This window comes from Actinoplanes auranticolor (genome assembly GCF_018332655.1).
Lineage (GTDB): Bacteria > Actinomycetota > Actinomycetes > Mycobacteriales > Micromonosporaceae > Actinoplanes > Actinoplanes auranticolor.
The window spans coordinates 95,052-115,728 of record NZ_BOQL01000043.1 but is presented as its reverse complement, the minus strand read 5'-3'; the positions used below and the strand labels follow the sequence as shown (position 1 = coordinate 115,728).

Below are 20,677 nucleotides of genomic sequence, written 5' to 3'. Positions count from 1 at the left end.
ACGAAAGAGCCGGTCGGTCAGGCCCGGCGCAGCCGCTGAGCGGCCAGCGCGACGATCCCGAGCACCACCACGACCAGCGCGTACACGACCGTGGTGGGGTGCAGGCCGACCGAGGTGGCGGCGAGCCCGCGGCGTCGGCCAGGCCCGCAGCGCGAACACCCGTACGCGCGGGGCCGGAATGCACCGTGCACTATGACCGTAATGTAACGATGCGGTATGGACTGGCTCCATCCCCTCATGGGGACCACCACCGTGGACGGCCGGGCATCCCAGGCGTACATGGTCGCGTTGCAGCATGTCGTGATGACTCTCGACGGCGACCCGGCCTGGCAACGCTGGTGGGACGCGGCGGGCGTACCGGAGTGCGAGCTCGGGATCGTCGCCGAGGGCCCGTTCGACCACCTGCGTCCCAGCGCCGACATCTGCAAGGTCAGCGGCAAGCTGCGGGCCAACTTCACGTGTGCCGCACCGGCACCCGGCGCCCGGCGCCCGGCGGAGTTGTTCCCGCTGGCGGTGCACGAGGTGACCGGCATGTTCGAGGTGATCCGCGAGGCGATGGGCCTCGGTGCCCTGCCCCCGGTGCCGCCGCTGCCGGACCTGCCGGACCACGCCCGCGAGCTCGAGGTCACCTGCAAGGCCGTGGTGCCGGAGACCGGCGAGGTGGACGCGCAGGGCTATCTGACGCTCACCCAGATCCGGGAGTTCTTCGGCGACGAGGATCCACAGTCGCTCAGCCGGTGAGTTCCTCGCTGTGCACCCGTTCCGGCCGGTGGGCGCCGGGGATCCGCTGCCGGGGCAGTGCGGGCACCGACGGGGTCACCACCACCGCGGTACCGCCCAGGCCGATGCCGGCGTAGCGCACGGGGTCGGCCCGGCGCAGCGCGAGACCGTACCCGGCGCCGAGCAGGATCGCGGCGGCGGCGGGTGCGAGGACGGCCCGCAGGTCGGCCACCGCCAGGTGAGCGAGTACACCCAGCGCGATCGTGGACAGTCCCGGGGCGAGGAACCGGCGCCCGAGCCCTTCGCCGGCCGGGCTGCGGCCGAGGAACAGCAGCGCCGCCAGCGAGGTCATCGCCACCAGCACCAGGATGCCCGTGGCGCCCGCGACCCCCGCCCACCGGCTGATCCCGGCCCCCGCGTACGCGTGTCCGCCGATCACCGCCCCCGCGACCACCGTCAGCACCGCTGACGCCGGGACGCGACGGCCCAGCGCCGCGGGCAGCACCCGCTCGCGGCCCAGCGCGACCAGGTGGCGGACGATCACCTGATGCAGGGCGATCAGCGCCGCGAGCAGCCCGGTGACCATCCAGGGCGCCCACCGCTCCGCCAGCGCCCCCTCCGGCGTGGTGCCCCCGATCGCCCAGCTCGCCGCCGCGAACAGCAACGCGAGCAGCATGACGCAGACGTGCATCACCCGGCGCGGATGCCGGGCCTGTCCGGCGTGGACCGCCGTGATCTCGAAGCCGGCAAAGGCCAGCGCCGCGGCGACCAGCAGTCCGCCCAGCACCGGGCGCGGCACGTCCGCGAGGGACTCCGGCGACAACGCCGCCCAGTCAGCTCCGCCGCCGTCCGGCGCGAGCACGTTCGCCGTGCCGTAGCCACCGATCACCACGAGCTCCGCCAGCACCAGCGTCCCGATCAGCCAGGAGACGAACCGGGCCGGGAGCACTCCGCAGATCGCGACGATCGCCCAGCACGACAGGGCGACGACCCACCACGCCACCGTGATCCCGGGCCCGTCGGCCAGCAGCGGTGCGGCGGCCGGTCCCACCGTCGCGTAGAGAGCGAGCTGCATCGCGGTGTAGCTGAGCAGCGTCAGAGCGGCCGCACCGAGACCGAGCGGGCGGCCGAGGCCCCGGGCGACGAGGCCGTACAGCGGTCCCGGGTGCGGCATCCGCCGGGCCATCGCGACCCAGTCGGTGGCGAAGACGAGCAGCACCAGTCCCACCCCGAGAAAGACCGCGGGCTGGGCCGACACCTCCACGGCCGCCGGGGCCGCGACGGCGACGGCGAGCAGGACGACGGACACGCCGCCGAGGCGCCCGGCGGCCGGTGGGTGAGGCGGGGGCACCGCTTCATTCAGGCCCGCACCGGCCGCCGTTGACAACCACTAGTGATTGAGCACTAACCAAAAGTGACAAGATTGGCACGTCACGGCTCGATGAGGATCTTCCGTCCCACCCCGGCCCGGAACTGGTCCAGCGCCTGCGCGTAACTGTCCAGCGGGAACCGGTGACTGACGAAGACCTCGGGCGCCAGCACGCCGGCCGCCATCAGCTCTCCGGCCCGGTCGAAGCTGTGCAGCACCGCCATCGAGCCGGTGATGGTGATCTCGCGACGGTAGATCTCGTACGGCTCGATCTCCACCCGGGCGTCGTACCCGGACACCCCGAACTGCAGGAACGTGCCGCCCCGGCCGACCCGGGCCAGCCCGTCGCGGATCGCCGGCGCCGCGCCGGTGCAGTCGATCACGACGTCCCAGCCGCGGGGCGCGTCCAGCTCGTCGGCGCTGGTCACGGCCGCGCTGCAGCCGAGCTGCTTGGCCGTCTCCAGACGCTCGGGGTTGAGGTCCACCACGGACACCGTGGCCGCGCCGGCCCGCTTGGCCAGCTCCAGCATCATCAGCCCCATGGTGCCGGAGCCGTAGATCAGGAACGTGTCGGCCATCCGGCGGGGCAGCACGTCGAAGCCGCGGACCGCGCAGGACAGCGGCTCGATCAGCGCAGCGTCCCGGGCGGCCAGGTGCGACGGCAGCTTGAACAGGTTCGCCATCGGGGCGGCCACGAACTCGGCCGCTCCCCCGCTGCGGGTCACCCCGATCGCGTTCCAGTTCTCGCACTGGTTGCCCCGCGCCCGCTTGCAGTAGTAGCAGTAGCCGCAGTACAGCGACGGGTCCACCGCGACCTGGTCACCGACCGCGTAGCCGGTGACCTGCGTACCGATCTCCACGATCTCGCCGGCGAACTCGTGGCCCGGCACGATCGGGAAGGCCGGCGCGAATTCGCCGTCCATGATGTGCAGGTCGGTGCCGCAGATACCGACCGCGGCCGGCCGGACCACCACCTCGTACGGGCCCGGGGCAGGATCCGGCACGGTCTGCACCGCGATCGTGCCGGGGGTGACGACGACGGCTGCCTTCACTTGACCGCTCCCATCGAGAGTCCACGGACCAGCTTGTTCTGGGCCACCCAGCCGGCCAGCAGCACCGGCAGCGAGAGCAGGACGGCGGCGGCGGACAGGTCGGCGAGGAACGGGCCGCGGCCGGAGATGAAGCCCAGCAGGAAGATCGGCGCCGTGCTGGCATTCGTGTCGGTCAGGTTCACCGCCAGGAAGAACTCGTTCCAGGTGAAGATGAAGCAGATCAACGCGGTGGCGGCCAGGCCGGGCGACACCATCGGCAGGATGATCCGCCGGATCGAGGTGATCAGGCCCGCACCGTCGACCTCGCCCGCCTCCAGGACCTCCCGCGGCACCTCCAGCAGGAACGACCGCATCATCCAGATCGCCAGCGGCAGGTTCATCGAGGTGTAGAGGATGACCATCGTCCAGATGTTGTCCTTCATGCCGATCTTCACCGTCAGCAGGTACACCGGCAGCACGGCGGCGACCACCGGCATCATCTTGGTGGAGATGAAGAAGAACAACGCGTCGCTCCACCTGGCCACCGGCCGCAGCGAGAGCGCGTACGCCGCCGGGGTCGCCAGCATCACCACGATCAGCGTGGAGAACACGCTGGCCATCAGCGAGTTCAGCAGGAAGGGCGTGATGTTGCTGTCGAACACGGTGGAGAAGTGCTCGAAGGTGGGCGTGAAGAACCAGACGGGTGGGTTGGTGGTGACGTCCTTGGACTGCTTGAGGCTGGTCAGCAGCATCCAGATGACCGGGAAGACGAAGATGATCCCGGCGATCCAGGCCACCACGCCCCAGGCCGCGTTCTGCAGCCGGCGCCCGCCGGCGGTAGCGGTGCTCATCGACCCTCCTCCACCTTGAACAGACCCGAGATGACCCGCAGGGCGAAGGTCGCCACGATGATCGTCAGGATCACCACGACCACGCCGGCCGCGGAGGCCTCGCCGTACTCGAACTTGCTGAAGATGGTCTGGTAGATCTCATAGGGCAGGTTGGTCGTCGCCGTGCCGGGACCGCCCTGGGTGATCGTGTAGATCGCGTCGAACGTGTTCACCAGGTAGATCGAGCCGAGCAGCGCGCCCAGTTCGAGATACTGGCGCAGGTGCGGCAGGGTCATCCGGGTGAAGATGCGCCAGGCGTTGGCGCCGTCCATCCGGGCCGCCTCCAGCACGTCGTTGCTCTGCGACTGCAGGCCGGCCAGCAGGATCAGCATCATGAACGGCGTCCACTGCCACACCAGGGTGGTGATGATGGCGGTCTTGGGATACGACGTCGCCCAGGCGGTGCTGCCCCCGAAGATGCCGTTGATCAGGCCGTAGTCCGGGTTGTAGATGCCGTGCTTCCACAGCAGCGCGGCCGCCACCGGCATGATCAGGAACGGCGTGATCAGCATGGTCCGCACGATGGACCGGCCGAAGAACTTGCGGTCCAGCAGGATGGCCAGGGCCAGCCCCAGGATCATCGAGAAGATGACCGCCCCGGCGGTCAGGACGACCGTGTTGAGCAGCGCGGCCCGCAGCCGGTTGTCGGTGAGCACGGTGACGTAGTTGTCGATGCCGACGAACTTCTTCGAACCCGGGCGCAGCGCGTTCCAGCTCAGCGTGGAGAAGTAGATGGTGACCAGGAACGGCACCTGGGTCACGACGATGGCGAAGATCAGTGCGGGCAGCAGGGGCGCCCGGCGTACCCAGCGTTCCCGGGCGCCGCCGCGGGGGACGGGCGGCGGGGCCTCGGTGTGCGCTTCCGCCCGGGTGATGACGTCGGTCATTGCTAACCTTCCGGTCGGTGCGGGGGTGCCGTCAGGACGGCACCCCCGCGGGCACTACTTGTAGTTCTTCGCCACTTCTTCGGCGAGTTTCTGTCCGTCGTTGAGGGCCGCGTCGACCGTCTTGCTCCCGGCCAGGGAGGCGCTGAGCTCCTGCGAGAGCTTGGTGCCGAGGTCGGCGAACTCGGGGATGCCGACGAACTGCACGCCCAGGGCCGGCCGGGGCTGCAGGCCCGGGTTGGTCGGGTCGGCGTTCTCGATCGAACCGAGGGTGATGTCGGCGAAGGCCTTGGCCGACTCCTTGTACTCCGGGATCGAGTACGTCGAGGTGCGCTTGCCCGAGGGCAGCCGGGACCAGCCGAGCTTCTCGCCGACCAGCTTCTCGTAGTCCTTGCTGGTCGCCCACGAGATGAACTTCCAGGCGTTGTCGGCCTTCTTGGTGGTCTTGGGCATCGCGAACGCCCAGGTCCACAGCCAGCCGGAGTACTCGGTCTTGTTGACCGGCGCGTACGCGTAACCGACCTTGCCGGCGACCTTGGACGAGTTCGGGTCCTCGAGCGTGCCGGCCGCGGAGGTGGCGTCGTACCACATGGCCGCCTTGCCCTGACCGAACGTGTTCAGGCACTCGGTGAAGCCGGCCTGCGGGGCACCGGGCTCGCCGTGCTTCCTGACCAGGTTGACGTAGAAGTTGGCGGCTTCCTTGAACTCGGGCGCGTTGACCTTGGGCGTCCAGTCCTTCTCGAACCAGGTGCCGCCGTAGGTGTTGACGACCGTGGTCAGCGGGGCGAACATCTCGCCCCAGCCGGGCAGGCCACGCAGGCAGATACCGGCGACACCCTTGCTCTTGTCGTCCAGCTTCGCGGCGAAGTCGGCGACCTGCGCCCAGGTCGGCTTCTCCGGCATCGTGAGGCCCTTGGCCTCGAACATGTCCTTGTTGTACATCAGGAACGACGACTCGCCGTAGAACGGTGCCGCGTACATCTTGCCGTCGTCGCCGGTCAGCGACTGCACCATCGGCTTGATCAGGTCGGCCTGGTCGTACGCCGCGTCGGCCGCCGCCTTCGTCGAGACCTCGTTCAGCCAGCCGTTCTTGGCCCAGATCGGCACCTCGTACGCGCCGACCGTGACGGCGTCGTACTGCCCGCCCTGGTTGGCGACGTCCTGGGTGACCTTGTCGCGCAGTTCGTTCTCGGGAAGGATCGTGAACTTCACCGTGACGCCGGACTGCTTGGTGAAGTTGTCGGCGGTGAGCTTCTGGATGTCCTCCATCTGCGGGTTGCCGACCATGAGCACGGTGATGGTGTTGTCGGCGGTGTCGCCGCCGCCGGTGGAGCCGGCGCCGGAACACCCGGAGAGCACGAGGGCGCCCGTGGTGGCCCCCGCAATCAGCAGAGAGAGCTTCTTACCTGGTTTCTGCACAGCAGATCCTCCGTTTGCAGACATGCACGAACCGAGCCGGCGATGGGAAAATGGCCGGCCGACAAGAATGAAAATTGTTCCGGTCAGACCCGGATGACCTGGGGCCCGAGCCGGGAATAGCGGTGCGCCTCGGACGCCGGCAGCCCGGTGTCCGTGACCAGTGATTCGAAATCCGATATCTCGGCGAAGCGGCAGAACGTCCGCACGCCGAATTTCGTGTGAATGCCGACGAATATCCGCCGGCGGGCGGCCCGGACCGCGTGCGCCTTGACGTCGGCGACGGCCGGGTCCGGGGTGGTGAGGCCCACCTCGCGGGAGATGCCGTTGGCGCCGACGAAGGCCAGATCGATGACGAAGCCGGCCAGCATGCCGCTGGCCCAGTGGTCGACCGTGGCCAGCGTGCGGCCGCGGACCCGGCCACCGAGCAGCAGCACGGTCGCCGGAGAGGAAGTGGACAGCCAGGCCGCCGTGTTCAGCGAGGCCGTGACGATGGTGAGCGGCCGGTCCGTGGGCAGGGCTTCCGCGATGAGCTGCGGGGTGAACCCCTCGTCGATGAAGATGGTCTCCGCGTCCCCGAGCAGGCCGACCGCCGCGGCGGCGATCCGCCGTTTCTCCGGCACGCCACGGGTGGTGCGCATGGCCAGATCGGTCTCGAATTTCGCGGTCTCCACCGGATACGCGCCGCCGTGCGTACGCCGCAGCAGTCCGTGCTTTTCGAGCAGGCGCAGATCGCGCCGAATGGTCTCGGCGGAAACGGTCAGTTCGGCGGCCAGTTTGGCGACGTCGACCTCACCCTGGCGGCGGGCCAGCGCGACGATCTGATGTTGTCGTTCTTCCGCGTTCATATTCCCACCTCCGGCCGCCCACCCAGGCATTCGCTCATCCGCGGCTGCCGTGGACCATTTGTAACACCGGGGAAACGTGTGGCCCCCATCACAGACCAGGCTGATTCGGTGTGTCTCTGCCCGCTTCGGTACGGCTGCTACCCGGTGGATATCATCCCATCGGCGGGCGAAACCGGATGAAGGTCATGCCCGAATGATCGAAAAATCTGCCCGGTCTCTGCCCGTCGGTGTGAGCTCGGTAGACCGGAGCGGTCCCGAGCGGGCGATCGGACCCCGCGGAGCCCGCCGACAGGTTGTTACCGGAGCTTTATAGAGGGCCGCTGTGTGGGAACGGCAACGCGCGCGCCCGAAAACGGTCACGCTGAAGACCTCAGCTCCGCGTACGGCCAACCGACAGACTGGGTCATGGGCATGCTTGCAACTCAGCAGCTGACGGATTTCCTCTCCGTGGTCGCTGACCGGCCGGACGGACCGGCGGCGCAGCACGCAGCCGTCGAGTGCGCCGTGCGCGCCCTCGGTGCCGAGGTTGCCGTGCTGGTCATCGAGGGACACGTGGCCGCCACCATCGGCGTGCCCGCCGACCAGGTGCGCCCGGCAGTGCTCACCGAAGTGGCCGCGGGACGCCGCAGCCTGCTGCACCTCGGCGGCACCGCGTACGCGGTCACCGGCGCGGCCCTCGGTGGCCAGGCGCCCGGCGCGCTGGTCGTCGGCCGCACCGGCGCCGACTTCACCGACGAGGACGTCTGCCTGCTCCGCGGCATGGCCCTGGTGCTCGAGCTCAGCCTGCAGGCCCTGCACGTCATCGAGTCGGAACGCCGGCAGGCCCGGGAGAACGGCCGGCTGGCCGACTCCCTGCAGGAACGCCAGCGCCTCTTCGAGCACCTGACCCGCATCCAGCGGCTGATCGCCCGCCGCGCCCCGCTGCAGCAGATCCTGGACGCCATCACCGCGGGCGCCGCCGAGCTGCTCGACCTGGAGATGGCCTCACTCAACCTGCTGGAGAAGGACGACCCGTCGGTCGGCTCCATGGTCTCCAGCGTCGGCTTCGCCCCCGAGGTGCTGGCCAAGATGAAGCGCATCCCGCTGCCCTCGGCGGGCGTCGCGGGCCTGGCCGTGCTGGGCGACGAGCTGATCATGGTGGAGGACTACGCCAACTCGCCGATCGCCATCCCCGAGGTGGTGCGCTCCCGCCTCAAGGCCGTGATGGCCATCCCCGTGCACGAGAACGGCACGGTGGTCGGCTGCCTGACCGTCGGCACGTACACCGGGCCCCGGGAATGGGACAAGCCGGCGCAGGAAATACTGCGTGCGTTCGCCGAGCACGTCAGCCTGGCGCTGACCGACGCCCGCACCCTCGAAGCGATGAACGAGGCGTTCCACGACTCGCTGACCGGCCTGGCCAGCCGGGCGCTGTTCCAGGCCCGGATGGACCGCGCGTTCGCCACGGCCGAGCAGGAGGACGCGGGCGTGGCCATGCTCTTCGTCGACCTGGACCGCTTCAAGGTCGTCAACGACTCCCTGGGACACGCGGCCGGCGACAAGCTGCTCGTGCTGACCGCCGAGCGGATCAAGAAGTGCCTGCGCTCGGCCGACATGGCCGCCCGCCTCGGCGGCGACGAGTTCGCGGTGCTGTTGCCGCTGGTGCAGGGCCTGGAGGAGGCCGTACCGGTGGCGCGACGCATCCTCGAGGCCATGCGTGAGCCGTTCGACCTCAACGGCAAGGAGGCCTTCATCAGCTGTAGCGTCGGCGTGGCGCACAGCGTGGCCCGCGGGCACGACGGCCAGGAGCTGATGGTCAGCGCCGACCTGGCGATGTACCAGGCCAAGAAGCAGGGCAAGGACCGCTACGAGATCTTCGAGCCGGCCATGCAGGCGGTGTTCCAGGCCGGTCTGCAGATGGAGGCCGACCTGCGCCGGGCCGTGGTACGGCACGAGTTCGAGCTGCGCTACCAGCCGATCGTGCACTTGAAGACCGGGGAGATCACCGGCCTGGAGGCGCTGGTCCGCTGGCAGCACCCGGAGCGCGGGATCATCCCGCCGCTGGACTTCATCCCGCTCGCCGAGGAGACCGGGATGATCGTCCCGATCGGCGAATGGGTGCTGCGCGAGGCGTGCCGGCAGGCGGCCCGGTGGAACGAGCGCCGGGACGGCAAGCCGCTGAGCGTGAGCGTCAACATGTCGGCGGTCCAGCTCGAGCAGGCGGACCTGCCGGAGGTGGTGGCGTCGGCGCTGAGCAACAGCGGCCTGCCGGCCACCAGCCTGGTGATCGAGCTGACCGAGTCGCTGCTGGTGGACCACCGGCCCTCGACCCTGCGCCAGCTGGAACAGATCAAGAGCCTGGGCGTACGCCTGGCGATCGACGACTTCGGCACCGGCTATTCCAGCCTGGCGTACCTGCGCCGGTTCCCGATCGACATCATCAAGATCGACAAGTCGTTCGTCGACGACGTCGGTGACGTGCCCGCGGCGGCGGCGCTCACGCTGGGCATCATCCAGCTGGGCCAGGCCCTGCACCTGTCCACGATCGCCGAAGGCATCGAGGACGCCGAGCAGCTGAGTGAGCTGACCGACGGCAACTGCGAGCTGGGGCAGGGCTACTACTTCGCCGAGCCGCTCAACGACGTGGACATGGGCGAGCTGTTGTTCCCGCCGTCCTGAACCGAGCGCAGCAGCCGCTCGACGGCCGACATGTCGCCCACGACGGCCGCACTGCCGTCGGCGCAAGCGGAGGCGAGCCTGGCGGGGTCGTTCAGCAGGGCACTGAGCGTCGTGGGCTCCGTACGGATCGAGACGGCCGCCGTGGCGGGCTCACCGGCCTGCACCTCGACCCGCCCGGAGGCCATGCGCACCGTCCAGACCCGGCCGCCGAGCTCCAGGCGGCAGGTCGTCGGCGGCGCCGCGGGATCCGGCCGGGCGGCACCACGCAGAAAGATGAGCACGGAGGTCGCGCTGAGCGCGGCCGGCCCCGGCGGCTGCGGTACGTCGATCCCCCAGTCGCCCAGGGCCACCAGGATCGGTTCCAGCCCGCGGCCCCGCTCGGTCAGCTCGTAGACCCGTGAGCCCGCGGGGCTCCGGCGGATCACCCCGTTGTGCTCGAGCTCCCGCAGCCGGTCCGCGAGCAGGTTCGAGCTGACGTGGGGCAGGGCGTGCCGCAGCTCCGAGAAGCGTTGCGGCGTCAGGAGCAGCTCGCGGACGACCAGCAGGGCCCAGCGTTCCCCGACGACGTCGAGGGCACGGGCGATCCCGCACGAGTCGCGGTAGCTGCGGCTGGTCGGCATGGCCTGAAACTACCACGGCTTTCAGTCCTTTTTAACAACCTTTACTAGTTGCTTTTAACAACCGCACGGCGTTACGGTGTGGCCCGGACCGCTACGGGAGGACCCACGTGACCGAACTGCTGCCGGGAAAGAACGCCGTGATCTATGGAGGCGGAGGCGCCATCGGCGGCGCCGTCGCGCGGGTGTTCGCCCGCGAGGGCGCGAGAGTCTTCATCGCCGGGCGGACGCAGCCGACGCTGGACGCCGTGGCGCGCGACATCACCGCCACCGGCGGAACGGTCGAGACCGCGCAGGTCGACGTCTTCGATCAGGAGGCGGTCGAGAAACACGCCGCCGCGGTCGCGGCCACGGCCGGCGGGATCGACATCGCCCTCAACGCGGTGAGCATCATGCACGACCAGGGAACTCCGCTGGCGGACCTCTCCCTGGAGGAATTCCTGCGGCCGATCGACGGCTTCCTGCGCACCCTGTTCATCACCAGCAAAGCCGTGGCCCGGCACATGGGCCAGGAGCGCCCCGGCGTCATCCTGACCCTGTCCGAGCCCGGCGCCAAACTCGCCGTGGGCGGCATCCTCGGGCACGGCGTGAGCGCCGCCGGCAAGGAGGCCTTCTCCCGGCTGCTCGCCGCGGAGCTCGCGCCCCGCGTCCGGGTCGTCGACATCCGCCCGCACGCGGTCGTGGACGCGCCGGCCGCGGGCTCCTACACCAGGGACCTCTTCACCCGGTCCGCCGCTGCGTCCGGGCAGTCGGTCCAGCAGTTCCTCGAACAGGGCCTGGCGCAGGGCACGCTCCTGAAAAGGCTGCCGACGCTCGCCCAGATCGCGGAGACGGCCGCGTTCCTGGCCTCCGATCGCGCCGCGGCCATGACCGGAACGGTCGCCAACCTGTCCGGCGGTGCCCTGGTCGACTGAAGTGCGACAGCAAAGGGGGCACACCCGTTCCGGTGTGCCCCCTTTCGTACCGTCCCGCTAGTCGCGCACCGAACCGGTGGTCGTGCCCCGCTCGTCGGTGGCCACGCAGGTCACTCCCCGGTCCCGGGACCAGGACTGCTGCAGCGGGTGCAGGTAGAGCACCTCGACGGTGGCGGCCGGGCTCGGCGCGTAGACCTTGAGCTCGGCGTCGCAGAGCTTCTCGGCCTGCTTCTGCACCGCGCTGTCGCCCGGCCACGGTCCGGCCGGCAGGTTGAAGGTGGCGTACACCTCGCCCTCGTGCGGCAGGGCGCAGGAGATCACCGGCAGGTCCTCGACGCTGCCGACGGTCTGGATGCCGTTGATGCAGTCGCCCGGCTTGAGCTGGGTGACCGAGACCGAGCCGCCGTTGCTGCCGGCGGCGGTGTTGCTGGAGGAGTCGCCCGAGTCGCTGAGGATGGCCGCCGTCACGCCGATGATGATCAGCAGCACCCAGCAGCCGGACAGGGTCAGGCCGGCGATCGCCATGCCGCGGCCGGTCTGCCCGCGCTTGCGGATCTGCACCAGCGCGACGATGCCGAAGATGACGCTGAGCAGGATGCCGCCCAGGATACCGAAGATCAGCGAAGCGATCGCGAAACCGCTGGTGCCGCCGCTGCCGGGCGGCGGGTAGGGCGATGCGCCGGGGGGCGGGAAGCCCGGGTAGCCGTCGGGCTGCGGAGCCCCGTAGGCCGGACCGGACTGGGCACCGTAAGGCGCACCCGGCTGAGCACCGTAGGGCGCACCGGGCTGAGCACCGTAGGACGCGTCCGACTGGGCGCCGTAAGGGGTGGCGGGTGGGGCGCCCCAGGCCGGCGCCGGCTCGGCCGGCCATTCCGCGTTGCCCTGCGGGGTCACCGGCGGCTGGACCGCGGTGGGCTCCGCACTCCCGGTCGGCACGGCGGCGGGCTGGGCCGCGGTCGGGTCCCAGCCCGCGGGAGCCGGGGCAGCGGGGGCCGGAGCCGGCGCTGCGGTGGGGTCGGCCACGGGATTCGGCGCGGCCGGCGAGGTGGGGCGCGAGGGCTGGTCGTTCACCTGTCGGACGCTAACAACAAGCAAGATCGTTTGCTGTCCCGAGACGGTTTCAACTCCGTATCAGCGGAAATTCAGTTCGCGGTCTGCGCCAGCAGCAGGCCGGCGTAGGCGGCGCCCAGACCGGCGAGCACACTGCCGATCGCGTACGCCGCAGCCAGCACCCGCTCCCCCTGGAGAACCAGCCGCAACGTCTCGTAGCTGAACGTCGAGTACGTGGTCAGCGCCCCGCAGAAGCCCGTGCCCAGCAGCGCGGACAGCCACGCCGCCACGGGCAGCCCGATCAGGTAGCCCAGCAGCAGCGAACCGGCCACGTTGACGGTGAACGTGCCCCACGGGAACGTGGACGTCTGCCGGGCCTGGATCGCCCGGTCGGTGAGGTAGCGCAGCGGTGCGCCGATCGCCGCGCCCAGGGCCACGAGCAACATCGTCATCGCCGCAGCACCGCTTCCGTCGCCGCCGTGCCGGCCCAGACCGCGAGCAGCGCGCCGATCAGCGTCACGCCCAGGTAGAGCAGCGCGGTGCCCGGGGCCGCACGCAGGACGTCGACGCTCGCGGTGGAGAAGGTCGTGTAGCCGCCGAGCACTCCCACACCCCAGAACGGGCGGACCAGGCGCTGTTCCGGGCGCAGCCGGGTGACCAGGACCATCAGGATCCCGATCAGCAGGCAGCCGCTCACGTTGACGATCCAGGTGGACCAGCCGAAGCCGCGCGGGTCGTGCGGCCAGGCCACGCCGATGCCGTAGCGGGACAGCGCACCCAGGACGCCGCCCGCCGAGATCGCTGCCAGGACCGGCAGCGGCGGTCGCGAAGCGGGGTCCTGCGGCACACGTTCACGCTAGCCCAGAGGTCCGGGAGGCCGGGAGCGGACGTGGCGGCGTCCACCCCCGGCCTCGTTCCGGGGGGAGCGTCACGCGGCGACGCTCCCTCGCAAGCATTCGGGCTGTCAGCGATCCACTGTAGGTGATGATCTTGAGAAGGGCAGGGCGACCCTGGCCTGCTGTCCGCTTTGTCGGCTTTGCTGGACACAGCGACCCAATCGCTCACGAACCTGGCGGGACAACCGATCAGGACGATAGGCGGGCGAGGTGAGGGAGCTGACGCATGGGCGGGTCTGAGGGGACAGCCACGCCTCGTGACCGGCTCGTGCCGGCCTCGGGCGCCATCGCCGCCGTGGCCGTGCTGGGCGTCATGGCCGACTATGCGCACCCGTTCGAACCCAAGGCCCTGCTGTGGCTGCCGGCGGTTCTGGGGCCGATCGTCACGTTCCTGGCGTTCCTGCGTACGGCCCGCACCCCGACGCTGCCCGAGCCGACCCGGCGCTTCTGGCGGCACCTGAGCTTCGCGCTGGTCTTCGTCAGCATCGGCGTCACGACCCAGGCCTTCGACGTCGTGACCAGCGACGATCCGGTCGGCCACCACACCGGGCCGGTCATGCTGGCCTTCTGCACGGCCGGCGTCGGCGCGATCATGTACGCCCTCTTCCGCCTCCCGCTGGGCCGCCAGTCACCGGGCGAGCTGCTGCGGGTCTTCCTGGACGCCGGCACGGTCGTGCTCGCGGCCGCGGTGTTCATCTGGCACTACGCCACCCGCGACGCGCTCGGCGGAGGCGACCGCACCGCCGTCTACACCTCGCTGTTCGTCACCGTGATCGCCCTGGTCGCGGTGTTCGCCGTGGCCAAGTTCGTGCTCTCCAGCCACCTCTACGTCAACAACGGCGCCCTGCGGCTGATCGCCGCCGCCATGCTGATCGGCGCGGTCGGGCCCATGTTCCGGGCACCGTTCGAGGCGGTCGATCCGTACCTGTTCCCGGACATGGCCTGCACGCCGATCGTCTACTTCTTCGCCACCATGGCCGCCATGCGCCAGCGGGACGCCGGCCTCGGCGCCCGCCGCGAGATCGTCGCCCCGCCGCGGCGGTCGTTCAGCCTGCTGCCGTACGTGGCGGTCGCCGCCGTCGACGGCCTGCTGCTCGCGGTCACCGTGCACCAGGACGCCGACCAGCTGGCCGTGGTCGTCGCCGCGGTGCTGACCACCGCCCTCGTGGTGCTGCGCCAGCTCATCGCGTTCCGGGACAACAACCGGCTGCTGCGCCGGCTGGACCACGGCGCCACCCATGACGCGCTGACCCAGCTGCCGAACCGGGTGCTGTTCCACACCCGGCTGCAGCAGGCCCTGACCGGCGCGACCGACCACCCGGTGGCGGTGGCGCTGATCGATCTGGACGACTTCAAGGAGGTCAACGACACGCTCGGGCACGAGGTCGGGGACCAGCTGCTGATCGGCGTGGCGCGCCGGCTCGCGGACTGCATGCGGGCCGGCGACACCGTGGCGCGTCTGGGCGGCGACGAGTTCGTGGTGGTCCTGGTCGACGCCGATCCGGCCACCGCCGACCTGGCCGCCGAGCGGATGATGAACGCGCTGCGCCAGCCGGTCTACGCCGACGGCCATGAGCTGGGAATCCGGGCCAGCATCGGGATCGCCGACGGCCGCACCGGCGACGAGCCCTCGGTGCTGCTGCGGCACGCCGACATCGCGATGTACGCGGCGAAGAAGCTGGCCGGCACGGCGTACCTGCACTACGAGGCCAGCATGGCGGCGCACGGCACGGAGCACGCCCATCTCGGCGCCGAACTGCGCGAAGCGATCACCGGCGGCCGGCTCTTCCTGCTCTACCAGCCGATCGTCTCGCTCGACGACGGCCGGATCCTGGGCTGCGAGGCGCTGGTCCGCTGGGCCCATCCGACCCGCGGCACGCTGGCGCCGGACGCGTTCATCCCGGTGGCCGAGCGCACCGGACTGATCGTGCCGCTCGGGCGCTGGGTCCTGCGCACGGCGCTGGCCCAGCTCGCGGAGTGGATCGCCGAGTACGGCGAGCCGGCCCCGGGCGTGCTGAACGTCAACGTGTCGGCCCGTGACCTGCGCGAACCCGGCTTCGCGGAGGACGTGGGGGCGCTGCTGCGCGGTTACGGCCTGGCCGCCGACCGGGTGGTGCTGGAGATCACCGAGACCATGGCCCTGGAACCGGGCCAGTCCATCACCAACCTGCACCGGCTGCGGGCGCTCGGCGTGCGGGTGTCGCTGGACGACTTCGGCACCGGCCACTCGACGCTGACGCTGCTGCACGACTGCCCGATCGACGAGATCAAGCTGGACCGTTCCTTCACCCAGGCGCAGGTCGACGGCCGCCCGCCGGTCGCCGCGGCGGTCATCCACCTGGCCCAGGCGCTGGGGCTGCACGCGGTGGCCGAGGGCGTGGAGACGGCCGAGCAGGCGGAACAGCTGCTGGCGCTGGGTTACACCGCGGCGCAGGGCTACTACTTCGCCCGGCCGATGCCGGCGGAGAAGTTCGGCGAACTGCTCCGCGAGCCGGCCTCGCTGATGCCGGTCCCGCAGTGGCAGATGAGCGGCTGAGCGGCTTTCCTCCGGTGATGAGGATTGCGAGCCCGGCGGGCGGGTACCTGAGTGTGCGTAGGCCACACACCTGGAGGTCACCATGGCTGCTGACGACAAGATTGACAACAAGTCCGAAGAGCTGGGCGGCAAGGTCAAGGAAGGCCTCGGCAAGGCGACCGACGACAAGTCCCTCGAGGCCGACGGCAAGGCCGACCAGTCCAGCTCGAAGCTCAAGCAGGCCGGCGAGAACATCAAGGACGCCTTCAAGAAGTAATTTGGTACGCCCACAGCAACCTCCTGTGACGCCAGCCCGATGAGGCTGCTGGTCGAGGCCGTTGCGGGTGCGCCGGGCTGAAGATGTCGCACGAACGGAAAGGGCGAGCGCCATTCGGCGCTCGCCCTTTCTGCCGTCCGTCAGAGGGCCGGGGTGAGTTCGCGGTCCTCGCGGGGTTGGGGGGTCGTGGGCGGGGCCGGGGGGAGGTCGTGGGATACCGCGGGGAGCCAGTTCAGCCAGCGGGGTAGCCACCAGTTCTTGTCGCCCAGCAGGGCCATCACCGCGGGGAGCAGGACCGCGCGGATGATGGTCGCGTCCAGCAGGACCGCGGCGGCCAGGCCCACTCCCAGTTCCTTGGTCGAGATCAGCGGCAGGGTGGCGAACAGGGCGAAGACCGCCACCATCACCATCGCCGCGCTGGTGATCACGCCGGCCGTACGGCCGATGCCCTCGCTCACCGCCTGCTTGGTCGCCAGGCCACGGTCGTGGCCCTCGCGGATCCGGCTCAGCACGAAGACGTGGTAGTCCATGGACAGGCCGAACAGGATGATGAACAGGAACAGCGGCATCCAGTTGGTGATCCCGCCGCCGGACTTGAAGTCCAGCACCGACTCGAAGTTGCCGTACTGGAAGACGAACACCAGCATGCCGTAGGCCGCCGCGACCGACAGCAGGTTGAGCACCACGCCGGTCACCGCCACCACCACGGACCGGAACGACACCAGCAGCAGCAGGAACGCCAGGCCCAGGACGAATCCGAACACCCAGGGCAGCGAGTCGGTCAGCCGCTGGTTGAAGTCCATGCCCTGGGCGGTGTCACCGGTGACCGCCACGGTCGAACCCGCGAGCTTGCCGAAGGCGCCCGGTGCCACCGTCGTCCGCAGGGTCTCGACGGCGCGTTCCGACGTACGGTCGCTGCCGTTGCCCGCCAGACCGACCGAGACGACCGCGACCGTACCGGCCGGATTGACCCGAACCTCGATCGGCTCGCGCAGCTGCTTGCTCGCCGCCGCGGCGCGGCGGAAATCGGCCAGCGCGGCCTCGAACTGCGGCCCCCGCACGGTCTGCGCCTTGACCACCACCTCGGCCGGGACCACCTCGGCGGGGAACGCCCGGCTGATCGCCACCATGGTCTGCACGATCGGCTGCTTGGGCGACAGGTCCTCGATGCTCTCGCCCTTGGTACGCAGGTCCAGCGCCGGTGCGGCCAGCGCGGCCAGCACCCCGACGGCGACGACCGTCGAGATCAACGGCTTGGCCAGGACGACCCGCAGCACCCAGCGCCAGGCCCGGCCCTCGCTGTGCCGGCGGTACAGCCCGGGGATCTTGATCGCGTCGACCCGGTCGCCCAGCGCCGAGAGCAGCGCGGGGAGCACGGTCAGCGAACCCAGGACCGCGGTCGCCACCACCAGGATCGTGGCCATCCCGAAGCTGGTGAACGTGGCGTCCATGGTGAAGAACATCCCGGCCATGGCCACGATGACGGTCAGGCCGGAGATCCAGATCGACCGGCCGGAGGTCTGCGCGGCGATCAGCAGTGCCCGGTGCGGATCGGCGCCGTTACGCCGCTCGTCGCGCTCCCGGCGGATGTAGAAGAGGCAGTAGTCGACGCCGACCGCGAGGCCGACGAGCAGCATGACGTGGGCGGTGGTGTCGACGGTCGGCGCGAGCCGGCTCGCCCCCGCGAGCAAGCCGATCGCGGCGACGATGGCCGTGAGGGCCAGGCCGACGGGCAGCAGGGCGGCGACGACCGCGCCGAACGCCACCAGCAGGATGCCGAGGGTGACCGGGATGGACAGCATCGACAGCCTGCTCAGCCCCTCGTCGAGGGAGTCCCCGATGAGCTTGCTGCCGCTGGCGTCACCGGCCTGGGCGACGTAGACACCCGGATGCCGGCCCTGCACCCCGGCGACCGTGTCGAGCAGCGGCCCCACCCGCTCCTTGGCGGTGTCCGGGTCCCCGGTCATGGTGAAGGTGACGAGCGACGCCTGCCCGTCCGGTGAGGTGAGCGGCTCGGCGACGGCTCCGACCTCCGGCCGCCCGGTGAGCGACCGCGTGACGTCGGCGACGGCGGCGTCCCGGTCGGCGCCCTGGACGATGACCATCTCCCCGGCCGGCTGGACCGGGAAGCCGGCCTGCTCGACGAGGACCGTGGCCCGACCGGACTCCCCGTGTCCCTGGTCGGAATCGGTGGCCTCACGGGTCCCGATCTGTCCGCTGAGGACGGTCACGCCGACGACGAACGCTATCCAGCCGATGATGGCGAGAGTGCGGTGCCGCGCACTCCACATCGCGGCCCGGGCCGCGAATCCGGTGACATTCTCCCTGTGCTTCATGGGTGTTGACGCTAGGGAGCGCGGAGCGGCCGATCGATCCGGTGAGCAGGCCGGTCGGGGGTAGGGCTAGCCCTACGGTCAGGACTGCAGGTAGGTCAGCACGGCCAGGACCCGGCGGTGCTGTTCCTCGTCCGGCGGCAGGTCCAGCTTGGTGAAGATGTTGCGCACGTGCTTCTCCACCGCGCCCTCGGTCACCACCATCTTGCGGGCGATCGCCGTGTTCGAACGGCCCTCGGCCATCAGGCCCAGCACTTCGCGCTCGCGGGGGGTGAGATTGCGCAGCGGGTCGTCGCGGCGGCGGCGGACCAGCAGCTGGCCGACCACCTCCGGGTCCAGCACCGTGCCGCCGCCGGCCACCCGGCGCAGCGCGTCGAGGAACTCGGCGACCTCGGAGACGCGGTCCTTGAGCAGATAGCCGATCGCCCCGGTCCGGTCGGCGAGCAGGTCGTCGGCGTACTCGACCTCGACGTACTGGGACAGCACCAGCACCGGGCTGCCCGGCACCTTCTTGCGGGCCTCGACCGCCGCCCGCAGACCCTCGTCGGTGTGCGACGGCGGCATCCGTACATCCACGATGGACACCTCGGGCCGGTGCTCGACGATCGCCTCGACCAGCGACGGACCGTCGCCGACAGCCGCGACGACGGTATGCCCGTTCTCCTCCACCAGCCGGACCAGACCCTCGCGCAACAGCACGGCGTCGTCGGCAATCACCACCCGCATGCCGACGAGCCTATGCGCTGCGCCCCCGTCAGAGGGGGAGGGCGACCGTCAGGGTCGTGCCACCACCGGCCGGACTCTCCAGGCTCATCACGCCGCCGGCCGCCTCGACCCGGTCCGACAGGCCCGCCAGCCCGTGCCCCTTGGCCAGGCTCGCTCCCCCGACCCCGTCGTCCGCGACCGTGATCAGCAGCCCGGTCGGCGCCCGCCGGACGCTGACCTGCACCTCACCGGCGTAGCTGTGCTTGGCGACGTTGGTGAGCGCCTCGGCCACGACGAAGTACGCGGTCGTCTCCACCGCCGGGTCGAGCCGCGAGATCGGGGGCGCGTCCAGGTCGACCGGGATGGTGCTGCGCCCGGCCAGCGCGGTCAGCGCCGCCTGCAGGCCGCGGTCGACCAGGATCGGCGGGGCGATGCCGCGGGAGAGCGCCCGCAGCTCGTCCAGGGTCTCCCGGGTCTGGGCCAGCGCCTCGGCGACGGTGGCTCTGGCGGCCTCCGGGTCGGAGCTGAACTGCTGCTGGGCCCGGCCCAGATCCATGGCCAGCCGGACCAGCCGCTGCTGGGGACCGTCGTGGATGTCGCGCTCGAGCCGGCGCAGCGCGGTCGCCTCGGCGGAGACGGCCGCCGCCTTCTGGGCCTGAGCGGTGTCGCGGGCCGCCTCGGCCGAGGCCACCTGCTCGCGCAGCTCGTTGACCCCGCTGAGCAGCCCTCGGGCAAAACCGGCCTCCAGCATCGCCAGGCCGCGGATCACCGGCACCAGGGTGCCGGCGAAGAAGAAGCCGATCGCCATGTGGAAGACGACCCGGGTGGAGTAGTCGGCCCCGAGGCCGAGCAGCTCCGGCAGATCCTGGTTGTCCGGCCCGCGCGGGATCGACCAGTCCCACAACGGGAAGGTCAGCCCACCGAGCGCGCCGGCCCACCAGGCCACCGCGAAGGCGAAGGCGAGGGTGCTGGGGATGAACCGGAACATGCCGTGCAGCAGATCGAGCCACGACTGCCCGTCGCTGAGCGGGGTGAGGGCCCGGCGGGCGATGCCGGCGTCCGGCGCCGCGCGCTTGTAGGTCGGGTGCGGCAGCCGGCGGCCGAGGACCGGGGCGAGGCGGGCGCGCTCCAAGGTGGCGAAGCCGCGGGCCAGCATGATGGTGCCGACCAGCGCGGGCACCCCGATCCAGATGATCGCCGCCCCGAGGCCGAAGAAGAAGCCGACCATGCAGAGGACCAGCGTGATGAGGCCCAGCGGAAAGCCGACCGCGATGTAGAGGGTGTCCTGGCCCAGCCGGCGCAGCACGCGCTGAGCCAGACCCGGTTCGAACTCGGCGGGGGCGGAGGTGGTGGTCATACCGTTGACGCTAGGCACTCGAGGCCTCCCGTCCGATCCCGCTGACTGCCCAGTCGACAGTAGGGTTAACCCGACCCTCCCTCAACCCCTTGCGCGACAGCCCAGCCGCTCGCTCCCGGCTGCCGTCAGCGTCATTGTGCCCCACCCCCGGTCGGCGAGCTGCTGCTCCGCTCATACTGCTTGATACCGTATCCTTC

General features: G+C 70.6%; 19 protein-coding genes. 5 read left to right on the top strand and 14 right to left on the bottom strand.

Annotated features, from left to right (window positions below; all coding sequences use genetic code 11):
* Positions 1 to 17: 17 nt before the first annotated feature.
* Positions 18 to 191 (bottom strand): hypothetical protein, encoded by a 174-nt coding sequence (locus Aau02nite_RS27140; RefSeq protein WP_212991403.1) that lies wholly within the window; start codon positions 189 to 191, stop codon positions 18 to 20.
* Positions 192 to 237: 46 nt separating this feature from the next.
* On the opposite strand from Aau02nite_RS27140, the gene Aau02nite_RS27135 reads away from it, so the two are divergent.
* The gene (locus Aau02nite_RS27135; protein WP_246595464.1) at positions 238 to 741 is read left to right on the top strand and encodes a hypothetical protein; all 504 of its coding nucleotides are present in this window, start codon (positions 238 to 240) and stop codon (positions 739 to 741) included.
* Here the strand turns inward: Aau02nite_RS27135 and Aau02nite_RS27130 are convergent.
* The 6 genes from Aau02nite_RS27130 to Aau02nite_RS27105 form a co-directional block, all read right to left on the bottom strand.
* Complete coding sequence (locus tag Aau02nite_RS27130) at positions 731 to 2,071, bottom strand: APC family permease (protein WP_212991401.1); 1,341 nt, start codon at positions 2,069 to 2,071, stop codon at positions 731 to 733. The genes Aau02nite_RS27135 and Aau02nite_RS27130 overlap by 11 nt on opposite strands.
* An 80-nt stretch (positions 2,072 to 2,151) precedes the next feature.
* Positions 2,152 to 3,141 (bottom strand): zinc-dependent alcohol dehydrogenase family protein, encoded by a 990-nt coding sequence (locus Aau02nite_RS27125; protein ID WP_212991400.1) that lies wholly within the window; start codon positions 3,139 to 3,141, stop codon positions 2,152 to 2,154.
* Entirely contained in the window at positions 3,138 to 3,971 is an 834-nt protein-coding gene (locus tag Aau02nite_RS27120; RefSeq protein WP_212991399.1) for a carbohydrate ABC transporter permease, read from the bottom strand. Before Aau02nite_RS27120 ends, Aau02nite_RS27125 begins: the two co-directional genes overlap by 4 nt.
* Entirely contained in the window at positions 3,968 to 4,897 is a 930-nt protein-coding gene (locus Aau02nite_RS27115) for a carbohydrate ABC transporter permease (protein ID WP_212991398.1), read from the bottom strand. Before Aau02nite_RS27115 ends, Aau02nite_RS27120 begins: the two co-directional genes overlap by 4 nt.
* Before the next feature lie 54 nt (positions 4,898 to 4,951).
* On the bottom strand, positions 4,952 to 6,313 hold the full coding sequence (locus Aau02nite_RS27110; protein ID WP_246595463.1) for an ABC transporter substrate-binding protein: 1,362 nt from the start codon (positions 6,311 to 6,313) through the stop codon (positions 4,952 to 4,954).
* Positions 6,314 to 6,396: 83 nt separating this feature from the next.
* Positions 6,397 to 7,158 (bottom strand): DeoR/GlpR family DNA-binding transcription regulator, encoded by a 762-nt coding sequence (locus Aau02nite_RS27105; protein WP_212991396.1) that lies wholly within the window; start codon positions 7,156 to 7,158, stop codon positions 6,397 to 6,399.
* A gap of 405 nt (positions 7,159 to 7,563) precedes the next feature.
* On the opposite strand from Aau02nite_RS27105, the gene Aau02nite_RS27100 reads away from it, so the two are divergent.
* Positions 7,564 to 9,816: a putative bifunctional diguanylate cyclase/phosphodiesterase gene (locus tag Aau02nite_RS27100; RefSeq protein ID WP_212991395.1), complete on the top strand. Its 2,253-nt coding sequence runs from the start codon at positions 7,564 to 7,566 to the stop codon at positions 9,814 to 9,816.
* On the opposite strand, the gene Aau02nite_RS27095 is transcribed toward Aau02nite_RS27100, so the two are convergent.
* Complete coding sequence (locus tag Aau02nite_RS27095) at positions 9,756 to 10,436, bottom strand: winged helix-turn-helix transcriptional regulator (RefSeq protein WP_212991394.1); 681 nt, start codon at positions 10,434 to 10,436, stop codon at positions 9,756 to 9,758. The genes Aau02nite_RS27100 and Aau02nite_RS27095 overlap by 61 nt on opposite strands.
* A 107-nt stretch (positions 10,437 to 10,543) precedes the next feature.
* On the opposite strand from Aau02nite_RS27095, the gene Aau02nite_RS27090 reads away from it, so the two are divergent.
* The gene (locus Aau02nite_RS27090) at positions 10,544 to 11,347 is read left to right on the top strand and encodes an SDR family NAD(P)-dependent oxidoreductase (protein ID WP_246595462.1); all 804 of its coding nucleotides are present in this window, start codon (positions 10,544 to 10,546) and stop codon (positions 11,345 to 11,347) included.
* Between the two features lie 57 nt (positions 11,348 to 11,404).
* Here the strand turns inward: Aau02nite_RS27090 and Aau02nite_RS27085 are convergent, their stop codons facing one another.
* The 3 genes from Aau02nite_RS27085 to Aau02nite_RS27075 all read right to left on the bottom strand — a co-directional run bounded on the left by Aau02nite_RS27085 (position 11,405) and on the right by Aau02nite_RS27075 (position 13,244).
* Positions 11,405 to 12,418: a DUF4190 domain-containing protein gene (locus Aau02nite_RS27085; RefSeq protein WP_212991393.1), complete on the bottom strand. Its 1,014-nt coding sequence runs from the start codon at positions 12,416 to 12,418 to the stop codon at positions 11,405 to 11,407.
* A 71-nt stretch (positions 12,419 to 12,489) separates the two neighbouring features.
* Positions 12,490 to 12,849 (bottom strand): fluoride efflux transporter CrcB, encoded by a 360-nt coding sequence (crcB, locus tag Aau02nite_RS27080; RefSeq protein WP_212991392.1) that lies wholly within the window; start codon positions 12,847 to 12,849, stop codon positions 12,490 to 12,492.
* The gene (locus tag Aau02nite_RS27075) at positions 12,846 to 13,244 is read right to left on the bottom strand and encodes a fluoride efflux transporter FluC (protein ID WP_212991391.1); all 399 of its coding nucleotides are present in this window, start codon (positions 13,242 to 13,244) and stop codon (positions 12,846 to 12,848) included. The genes crcB and Aau02nite_RS27075 overlap by 4 nt, the downstream gene beginning before the upstream one ends.
* Before the next feature lie 275 nt (positions 13,245 to 13,519).
* Here Aau02nite_RS27075 and Aau02nite_RS27070 point away from each other — a divergent pair, with 275 nt between their 5' ends.
* Positions 13,520 to 15,829, top strand: a complete 2,310-nt coding sequence (locus Aau02nite_RS27070) for a putative bifunctional diguanylate cyclase/phosphodiesterase (RefSeq protein WP_212991390.1) — start codon at positions 13,520 to 13,522, stop codon at positions 15,827 to 15,829.
* A gap of 82 nt (positions 15,830 to 15,911) precedes the next feature.
* Positions 15,912 to 16,085 (top strand): CsbD family protein, encoded by a 174-nt coding sequence (locus Aau02nite_RS27065; RefSeq protein ID WP_212991389.1) that lies wholly within the window; start codon positions 15,912 to 15,914, stop codon positions 16,083 to 16,085.
* A 140-nt stretch (positions 16,086 to 16,225) separates the two neighbouring features.
* On the opposite strand, the gene Aau02nite_RS27060 is transcribed toward Aau02nite_RS27065, so the two are convergent.
* The 3 genes from Aau02nite_RS27060 to Aau02nite_RS27050 all read right to left on the bottom strand — a co-directional run bounded on the left by Aau02nite_RS27060 (position 16,226) and on the right by Aau02nite_RS27050 (position 20,480).
* Positions 16,226 to 18,421 (bottom strand): MMPL family transporter, encoded by a 2,196-nt coding sequence (locus Aau02nite_RS27060; RefSeq protein ID WP_212991388.1) that lies wholly within the window; start codon positions 18,419 to 18,421, stop codon positions 16,226 to 16,228.
* Between the two features lie 78 nt (positions 18,422 to 18,499).
* Entirely contained in the window at positions 18,500 to 19,144 is a 645-nt protein-coding gene (locus Aau02nite_RS27055) for a response regulator (protein WP_212991387.1), read from the bottom strand.
* Positions 19,145 to 19,172: 28 nt separating this feature from the next.
* On the bottom strand, positions 19,173 to 20,480 hold the full coding sequence (locus Aau02nite_RS27050; RefSeq protein WP_212991386.1) for a sensor histidine kinase: 1,308 nt from the start codon (positions 20,478 to 20,480) through the stop codon (positions 19,173 to 19,175).
* Between the last annotated feature and the right edge of the window lie 197 nt (positions 20,481 to 20,677).